Below are 7,749 nucleotides of genomic sequence, written 5' to 3'. Positions count from 1 at the left end.
GTGCTCGCCTTCGGCGGGGGCGGGCCGCACACCCTGCCGAACCTGGGCGGGCTGAAGGTCGCCTTCGACGCCCTGGAGGGGCTGCGCCGGCAGTGGGCGTGCGAGTTGGGGCCGCACGGGGTGCGGGTGATCACGGTGAAGACCGGCGGTATCCCGGAGTCCATCCCGACGGACTTCGAGGGGAGGGAGGCGATCGAGGCGCAGATCGTCGCGCACACGTTGCTGCGCCGGGCCGCCACGTTGGAGGACGTGGGCAACGCCGCCGTCTTCGCCGCCTCCGACATGGCCGCGGCGGTCACCGCCGCCGACATCAACATCACCTGCGGCAGCGTCATGGACTGACCAGTCGGCCACTCGTTCGTTCCCGGAACGGCACTCCCTCGGAGAAGTGATCCCGGGACAGAGGTATATACTTTTTGCAATCGAGTATATACAAGGTGGGCCCATGACCAAGATGCTGATCGACATCGACGAAGAGACGCTGGCAGCGGCCCAGGAGGCGCTGGGGACCAGGACCAAAAAAGAAACGGTGAACACGGCGCTGGCGGAAACCGCCGCCCGCATACGGCGGGCCAAGGCCCTCGCCGAGGCCCGGCGCCTGATCGCCGAGGGAGCCCTGGACATGGCCGTTCTCTCCGACAAGACGAACTACCGCGCCTCCCACCCCCGCCAAGAGGCCTCCGGAAGCGATACATGACGCCGGCGCACTACCTCATCGACACATCGGCGGCGGTCCGCCTGCTCGGCCCGGAGGGCAAACACCACGAATGGGATCGAGCCATCGAGGCCGGCTTGGTGGCCATGAGTGACATCACCGAGTTGGAGATCGGCTTCTCCGCCAGAAGTTCGGCGGACCGGGCGGCTGTCCTGGCCACCCTGCACCAGTGCTACGTGTGGGCGCCTGTTCCCGAAGGAACCTACGAGCGGGCCCGGACGGTACAGCGGCTTCTCACCGAGCGCGGGTGGCACCGGGGGGCCGGACCGGTCGATCTCCTGGTGGCGTCCATCGCCGAGCTCTCGGGCCTGACACTCCTGCACTGCGACCGCGACTTCGAGTGCATCGCCGCCGTGACCGGGCAGGCGGCTGCGATATTGACCGACTGATACCGACCGACCGGGTTCGGTTTCCGCCCTCCGGCCCCGGCCCCGATCCCGGCTGCCCGTACGAGAGCAGCCGGGATGACAGCGGTACCGCCCCCGACCCCGCCGGCTCAGCGCACGGGCCGGCCGGCGGCGCGCAGGGCGTCCTTGACCTGGCCGATGCGCAGGTCGCCGAAGTGGAAGACGGAGGCGGCGAGCACGGCGTCGGCCCCGGCCTCCACCGCCGGCGGGAAGTGCTCGACCGCGCCGGCGCCGCCGGAGGCGATGATCGGGATCGTGACGTGCTTGCGCACGGCCTCGATCATGGTCAGGTCGTAGCCGTCCTTCGTGCCGTCCGCGTCCATGGAGTTGAGCAGGATCTCCCCCGCCCCCAACTCCGCGGCGCGGTGGGCCCATTCGACGGCGTCGATGCCGGTGCCGCGCCGGCCGCCGTGGGTGGTGACCTCGAAGCCGCTGGGGGTGGTGGTCTCCCCGGTGACGCGTCGGGCGTCCACGGACAGCACGAGGACCTGGCTGCCGAAGCGCTCGGTGATCTCCCGGATCAGCTCCGGCCTGGCGATGGCGGCGGTGTTGACGCCGACCTTGTCGGCGCCGGCACGCAGCAGCCGGTCCACGTCGTCCGCCGAGCGGACCCCGCCGCCGACGGTCAGCGGGATGAAGACCTGTTCGGCGGTGCGGCGCACCACGTCGTAGGTGGTCTCCCGGTTGCCCGAGGAGGCGGTGATGTCGAGGAAGGTCAGTTCGTCGGCGCCCTCGGCGTCGTAGACCTTGGCCATCTCGACCGGGTCGCCCGCATCGCGGAGGTTCTGGAAGTTGACCCCCTTGACCACCCGGCCGGCGTCCACGTCCAGGCAGGGGATGACCCGCACCGCGAGGCTCACGCCGCGGCCTCCGCCCGCACGGTCTCCAGGGCGGCCTCCAGGGTGAAGGCGCCCGCGTACAGGGCCTTGCCGATGATCGCGCCCTCGACGCCGATCGGCACCATCGCGGCCAGGGCCCGCAGGTCGTCCAGGCGGGAGACGCCGCCGGAGGCGACGACGGGACGGTCGGTGACGGCACAGACGTTGCGCAGGAGTTCCAGGTTGGGGCCCTGGAGGGTGCCGTCCTTGGCGATGTCGGTGACCACGTACCGGGCGCAGCCCTCGGAGTCCAGGCGGGCGAGGGTCTCGTAGAGGTCGCCGCCGTCGCGGGTCCAGCCCCGGCCGCGCAGGGTGGTGCCGCGCACGTCGAGGCCGACGGCGATGCGGTCGCCGTGCTCGGCGATGATCTTGGCGACCCACTCGGGTGCCTCCAGCGCGGCGGTGCCCAGGTTGACCCGGGTGCAGCCGGTGGCGAGGGCGGCGGCGAGCGAGTCGTCGTCGCGGATGCCGCCGGACAACTCGACCTGCACGCCGGCCTCGGCGGTGACACGGGCGACCTCGGCGATGCGCTCGCGGTTGTCGCCGGTGCCGAAGGCGGCGTCGAGGTCGACCAGGTGCAGCCAGCGGGCGCCGGCGCGCTGCCAGGCGAGGGCGGCCTCCAGCGGGTCGCCGTAGGAGGTCTCGGTGCCGGACTCGCCGTGCACCAGGCGCACGGCCTGCCCGTCGCGGACGTCGACGGCCGGGAGCAGTTCGAGCTCGGGGGTCATCACAGGCTCTCGATCCAGTTGCTGAGGAGGCGGGCTCCGGCGTCGCCGGACTTCTCGGGGTGGAACTGGGTGGCCCACAGGGGGCCGTTCTCGACGGCGGCGACGAAGGACTCGCCGTGCACGGCGCGGGTGACCAGCGGCGGGGTCATGCGCGGGTTGACGTTCTCCATCGTCCAGTCATGGGCGGCGTAGGAGTGCACGAAGTAGAAGCGCTCGTCGGGGTCGATGCCGGCGAAGAGACGGGAGCCCTCCGGCGCCTCGACGGTGTTCCAGCCCATGTGGGGGACGACCTCGGCGCGCAGCCGGTCCACGGTGCCGGGCCACTCGTCGAGGCCGGCGGTCTCCACGCCGTGCTCGATGCCCCGGCCGAAGAGGATCTGCATGCCGACGCAGATGCCCATGACGGGTCGGCCGCCGGCCAGGCGGCGCTGGACGACCCAGTCCCCGCGCGCCTCGACCAGGCCGGCCATGCAGGCGGCGAAGGCGCCGACACCGGGCACGAGCAGACCGTCGGCGTTCAGGGCGGTGTCGTAGTCGCGGGTGATCTCCACGTCGGCGCCGGCCCGGACCAGGGCGCGCTGGGCGGAGCGGACGTTGCCGAAGCCGTAGTCGAAGACGACGACGGACTTGCGGGCCCCGCCGCCACCGGCGGCCCCGCCGGTGGAACCGGTGTTCGGGGCGGTGGTCGGTTCGGTGGTCACTGGTTCCACACCTCCAGGCGGAGCACCCCCGCCACCAGGCACATGGCGGAGGCGACGCCGAGCAGGACCACGACGCCGCGCGGCAGGTCCTGCCGGGCGAAGGACCAGGCGCCGCCGGCGAGGAAGAGCCCGGCGCCGATCAGGAGCGTCGAGGTGAGGTTCACAGGGCTCCCTTGGTGGAGGGGATGCCGGTCTGCCGGGGGTCGATCTCGCTCGCGTACCGCAGGGCCCTGGCGAGGGCCTTGAACTGGCACTCCACGATGTGGTGGGCGTTGCGACCGTAGGGCACGTGGACGTGCAGGGCGATCTGCGCCTGCGCGACGAAGGACTCCAGGACGTGCCGGGTCATCGTGGTGTCGTAGGAGCCGATCATGGGGGCCATGCCCTCGGGCTCGCTGTGCACGAGGTAGGGGCGGCCGGAGAGGTCCACGGTGACCTGCGCCAGCGACTCGTCCAGCGGGACGGAGGCGTTGGCGAAGCGGACGATGCCCTTCTTGTCGCCCAGGGCCTGCCGGAAGGCGGCGCCCAGCGCGAGGGCGGTGTCCTCGATGGTGTGGTGGGTGTCGATGTGCAGGTCGCCCTCGGTGCGCACGGTCAGGTCGAACAGGCCGTGCCGGCCGAGCTGGTCGAGCATGTGGTCCCAGAAGCCGACGCCGGTGGAGACGTCGACCTTCCCGGTGCCGTCGAGGTCGATCTCGACGAGGACCTTGGTCTCCTTGGTGGTTCGTTCCACGCGGCCCGTGCGGGTCATCGGTCGTTCTCCTTCATCAGCTCGCGCACCGCGTCCAGGAACGCGTCGTTCTCCTCGGGGGTGCCGGTGGTCACCCGCAGTCGGCCGGGCACGCCGTTGTCCCGGACCAGCACGCCCTGCTCCAGCAGGAACCTCCAGGCGGCGTGCGCGCCGCCCGGGCCGTCGAACCGGCCGAACTGCACGAAGTTGGCGTCGGAGTCGGTGACCTCGCAGCCGATCGCGCGCAGTTCGGCGACCAGCCGGTCCCGTTCGGCCTTGAGCTGTTCGACGTATCCCAACAGGGTATCGGTGTGTTCCAGGGCGGCGAGCGCGGTGGCCTGGGTGACGGCGGACAGGTGGTAGGGCAGCCGCACCAGTTGGACGGCGTCCACGACGGCCGGGTGCGCGGCGAGATAGCCCAGTCGCAGCCCGGCGGCACCGAAGGCCTTGGACATGGTGCGGGAGATCACCAGGCGGGGTCGGCCCTCGATGAGCGGCAGCAGCGAGGGGCGGTGGCTGAACTCGCCATAGGCCTCGTCCACGATCACCAGGGCGCCGTGCTCGCCGGGGCCGGAGCGGGCCCGCTGGGCGGCGTCGTGCAGGGCGAGGACGGTCTCGGCGGCGACGGCGGTGCCGGTGGGGTTGTTGGGCGAGCAGACGAAGACGACGTGCGGCCGGTGCTCGGCGATGGCGCGTTCGGCGGCGGACGGGTCGATGGTGAAGTCCTCGGCGTCGCGGGGCCCGGAGAGCCAGCCGGTGCCGGTGCCGCGGGCGATGAGGGCGTGCATCGAGTAGGAGGGTTCGAAGCCCAGCGCGGTGCGACCGGGCCCGCCGAACGCCTGGAGGAGCTGTTGCAGCACCTCGTTGGAGCCGTTGGCGGCCCACACGCCCTCGGCGCCGATCGACAGGCCGCAGGTGCGCCCGAGGTAGGCGGCCAGCGCGGTGCGCAGCTCGACGGCGTCGCGGTCGGGGTAGCGGTTGAGGTCGCGGGCGGCCGCGGCGACGCGCTCGGCGATGCGGGCGACCAGCTCGGGCGGCAGCGGGTAGGGGTTCTCGTTGGTGTTGAGCCGCACGGGCACGTCGAGCTGGGGGGCGCCGTACGGCGACTGGCCGCGCAGCTCCTCCCGGATGGGCAGGTCGTCGAGCGTGCGGACGCCGCCCGCCGGGGTGTCGGCGGGCGGGGTGGGGGCGTTGCCGGTCACGTGGAGCTGGGCACCTTCCAGTCGAACCGCGCCTTGAGCGCGGCACCGTGCGCGGGCAGGTCCTCGGCCTCGGCGAGGGCGACCACGTGGTGGGTGACCTCGGCGAGGGCGTCGCGGGAGTAGTCCACGACGTGGATGCCGCGCAGGAAGGACTGCACGGACAGTCCGGAGGAGTGGCAGGCGCAGCCGCCGGTGGGCAGCACGTGGTTGGAGCCGGCGCAGTAGTCGCCGAGGGAGACCGGGGCCCAGGGGCCGACGAAGATCGCGCCGGCGTTGCGGACCCGGGCGGCCACGGCGGCGGCGTCGGCGGTCTGGATCTCCAGGTGTTCGGCGGCGTAGGCGTCGACGACGGCCAGGCCGTGGTCGAGGTCGTCGACGAGGACGACGCCGGACTGCCGGCCGGTGAGGGCCTCGGTGACCCGGGCCTCGTGCTTCGTGGCGGCGACCTGTTCGACCAGGGCGGCGTCCACGGCGTCGGCGAGGGCGGTGGAGGGGGTGACCAGGACCGAGGCGGCGAGCACGTCGTGTTCGGCCTGGCTGATCAGGTCGGCGGCGACGTGCGCGGGGTCGGCGGTGTCGTCGGCGAGGACGGCGATCTCGGTGGGACCCGCCTCGGCGTCGATGCCGATGACGCCCTTCAGGAGGCGCTTGGCCGCGGCGACCCAGATGTTGCCGGGGCCGGTGACGAGTTGCACCGGGCGGCACTCGTCGGTGCCGTGGGCGAACATGGCGACCGCCTGGGCGCCGCCGGCGGCGTGCACCTCGGTGACGCCGAGCAGGGCGCAGGCGGCGAGGATGACGGGGTGCGGCAGGCCGTCGTGTTCCCGCTGGGGCGGGGAGGCGACGGCGAGGGATTGGACGCCGGCCTCCTGCGCGGGCACGACGTTCATGACCACCGAGGAGGGGTAGACGGCGTTTCCGCCCGGCACGTAGAGGCCCACGCGCTCGACGGGCACCCAGCGCTCGGTGACGGTGCCGCCGGGGACGACGGTGACGGTGTGGTCGGTTCGGCGCTGCTCGCGGTGGACGATGCGGGCGCGGCGGATCGACTCCTCCAGGGCGGCGCGGACCGCGGGGTCGAGCTCGGCGAGGGCCTTCTCCAGGGCCTCGACGGGGACCCGGGTGCGCTCGATGCGCACGCCGTCGAACCGCTCGGCGTACTCGATCAGCGCCGCGGTGCCGCGATGGCGCACGTCCTCGCAGATGGGCCGCACCTTCTCCAGGGCGGCTTCCACGTCGAGTTCGGCGCGCGGCAGCAGCTCGCGGTCGATTCCGGCGCCGTCCCGGCCGGAACCCCGCAGATCGATTCGCTTCAACACACCCACCAGTCTCTCAGACGCCCGGGGGCGTCCGGCGGCCGTCCCACAGGGTGATACGGCGCGTGATACGGATGCCGACCCCTTCGGCGGGCGGACGTTCGGGGGACGTGCGCGGGGGCGCGGGGGACGCGGTCGGTGGTTCCCGCCGTCGGACGGCCGCCCGGGCGGAACGCTAGGCTTCGCGCCGTGACGACGACCCGCCTGCCGCTGTTCCCCCTGCACGCCGTGTTGTTCCCCGGGCTGGTCATGCCGTTGAACGTCTTCGAGGCACGCTACCGGGCCCTGGTCTCCGATCTGTTGCGGCTGCCGGAGGACGGGCCCCGTCCCTTCGGGGTGGTCGCGATCCGGGAGGGGTACGAGGTGGCGCCGCCCGGTCGGGGGTTGCCGGGCGAGCCGGGCGTGTCGGTGCCCGACACCCGGCCCGGCGCGGGTTTCGCCCCCGATCCGATGGATTCCTTCCATCCGATCGGGTGTGTCGCGGACGCCACGACGATCCGGCCGCGCGAGGTGGGCGGACGTTCGCCCGGCGGGGAGGGCGGGGACGCCGGTGGGGAGGGGCCCGGCTCCTTCGAGGTGCTGGCGACGGGCACCACCCGGTTCCGGCTGCTGTCGGTGGAGGCGGCGGGTCGGTACCTGGTCGGCGAGGTGGAGCTGCTGGAGGAGGAACCCGGGGAGGGCGCGGAGGTGCTCGCCACGGGTGTGCTGCGCGCCTTCCGCGCCTACCAGCAGCGGCTGGCGGGGGCGTACGAGCGGTCCCTGGTGCCGGGAACCGAGTTGCCGGAGGAGCCCTCGGTGGTGTCGTATCTGGTGGCGGCGGCCACCGTGCTGGACACCGCGGAGAAGCAGGCCCTGCTGGAGGCGCCGGACACCGCCGCCCGCCTGGCCCGGGAGCTGCGGTTGCTGCGCCGTGAGATCGGCGTGATCGGGAAGCTGCCGTCGGTGCCGGCGGTGGAGCTGACCCGGCGGCCGACGAACCCGAACTGAAGGCGGCGCGCCGGGCGGGGTCACCGGCCGACGGCGGACGGACCGGGGCGGACGAGTCGGGGCGGTGCCCCGGGGGGAGGAGCGG

The 7,749-nt window shown here is 73.1% G+C and carries 11 protein-coding genes; 4 read left to right on the top strand and 7 right to left on the bottom strand.

Features of this window, described 5'->3' with window-relative positions; all coding sequences use genetic code 11:
• From FOE67_RS10795 to FOE67_RS10785, 3 genes are all read left to right on the top strand, one after another.
• On the top strand, positions 1 to 342 hold a 342-nt coding region (locus FOE67_RS10795; protein WP_182662989.1), incomplete at its 5' end, for an SDR family oxidoreductase.
• 103 nt (positions 343 to 445) lie between these two features.
• A complete protein-coding gene (locus FOE67_RS10790) occupies positions 446 to 697 on the top strand; it encodes a type II toxin-antitoxin system VapB family antitoxin (RefSeq protein WP_182662988.1) in 252 nt (83 codons plus the stop codon).
• Positions 694 to 1,104, top strand: a complete 411-nt coding sequence (locus tag FOE67_RS10785) for a PIN domain nuclease (RefSeq protein WP_182662986.1) — start codon at positions 694 to 696, stop codon at positions 1,102 to 1,104. Before FOE67_RS10790 ends, FOE67_RS10785 begins: the two co-directional genes overlap by 4 nt.
• A gap of 107 nt (positions 1,105 to 1,211) precedes the next feature.
• Here the strand turns inward: FOE67_RS10785 and hisF are convergent, their stop codons facing one another.
• Genes hisF through hisD form a run of 7 tightly spaced genes read right to left on the bottom strand, consistent with a single transcriptional unit; the run spans position 1,212 to position 6,680 of the window.
• A complete protein-coding gene (gene hisF, locus FOE67_RS10780; RefSeq protein WP_182662984.1) occupies positions 1,212 to 1,982 on the bottom strand; it encodes an imidazole glycerol phosphate synthase subunit HisF in 771 nt (256 codons plus the stop codon).
• Positions 1,979 to 2,728 (bottom strand): bifunctional 1-(5-phosphoribosyl)-5-((5-phosphoribosylamino)methylideneamino)imidazole-4-carboxamide isomerase/phosphoribosylanthranilate isomerase PriA, encoded by a 750-nt coding sequence (gene priA, locus FOE67_RS10775; RefSeq protein WP_182662982.1) that lies wholly within the window; start codon positions 2,726 to 2,728, stop codon positions 1,979 to 1,981. The genes hisF and priA overlap by 4 nt, the downstream gene beginning before the upstream one ends.
• Entirely contained in the window at positions 2,728 to 3,429 is a 702-nt protein-coding gene (hisH, locus tag FOE67_RS10770; RefSeq protein ID WP_182662980.1) for an imidazole glycerol phosphate synthase subunit HisH, read from the bottom strand. Before hisH ends, priA begins: the two co-directional genes overlap by 1 nt.
• The gene (locus tag FOE67_RS29165) at positions 3,426 to 3,593 is read right to left on the bottom strand and encodes a CG2302 family histidine operon protein (protein ID WP_182662977.1); all 168 of its coding nucleotides are present in this window, start codon (positions 3,591 to 3,593) and stop codon (positions 3,426 to 3,428) included. The genes hisH and FOE67_RS29165 overlap by 4 nt, the downstream gene beginning before the upstream one ends.
• On the bottom strand, positions 3,590 to 4,180 hold the full coding sequence (hisB, locus tag FOE67_RS10760; RefSeq protein WP_182662975.1) for an imidazoleglycerol-phosphate dehydratase HisB: 591 nt from the start codon (positions 4,178 to 4,180) through the stop codon (positions 3,590 to 3,592). Before hisB ends, FOE67_RS29165 begins: the two co-directional genes overlap by 4 nt.
• The gene (locus FOE67_RS10755) at positions 4,177 to 5,361 is read right to left on the bottom strand and encodes a histidinol-phosphate transaminase (RefSeq protein WP_182662973.1); all 1,185 of its coding nucleotides are present in this window, start codon (positions 5,359 to 5,361) and stop codon (positions 4,177 to 4,179) included. Before FOE67_RS10755 ends, hisB begins: the two co-directional genes overlap by 4 nt.
• Positions 5,358 to 6,680 carry a histidinol dehydrogenase gene (hisD, locus tag FOE67_RS10750; protein ID WP_182662971.1) on the bottom strand — a complete coding sequence of 441 codons (1,323 nt, stop codon included), beginning with the start codon at positions 6,678 to 6,680 and terminating at the stop codon, positions 5,358 to 5,360. The genes FOE67_RS10755 and hisD overlap by 4 nt, the downstream gene beginning before the upstream one ends.
• 186 nt (positions 6,681 to 6,866) lie before the next feature.
• Between hisD and FOE67_RS10745 the strand changes: the two genes are divergently transcribed.
• Entirely contained in the window at positions 6,867 to 7,664 is a 798-nt protein-coding gene (locus FOE67_RS10745; protein ID WP_182662969.1) for an LON peptidase substrate-binding domain-containing protein, read from the top strand.
• The last annotated feature ends 85 nt before the right edge of the window (positions 7,665 to 7,749 follow it).

The organism is Streptomyces calidiresistens, assembly GCF_014141525.1.
In the GTDB taxonomy this organism is placed as follows: Bacteria; Actinomycetota; Actinomycetes; order Streptomycetales; family Streptomycetaceae; genus Streptomyces; species Streptomyces calidiresistens.
This window is presented reverse-complemented; position numbering and strand designations above follow the sequence as displayed.

Coding starts and splice junctions, on each gene's coding strand:
- FOE67_RS10790 (WP_182662988.1), top strand. CDS start 446: ATGACCAAGATGCTGATCGACATCGACGAAGAGACGCTGGCAGCGGCC.
- FOE67_RS10785 (WP_182662986.1), top strand. CDS start 694: ATGACGCCGGCGCACTACCTCATCGACACATCGGCGGCGGTCCGCCTG.
- priA (WP_182662982.1), bottom strand. CDS start 2,728: ATGACCCCCGAGCTCGAACTGCTCCCGGCCGTCGACGTCCGCGACGGG.
- hisB (WP_182662975.1), bottom strand. CDS start 4,180: ATGACCCGCACGGGCCGCGTGGAACGAACCACCAAGGAGACCAAGGTC.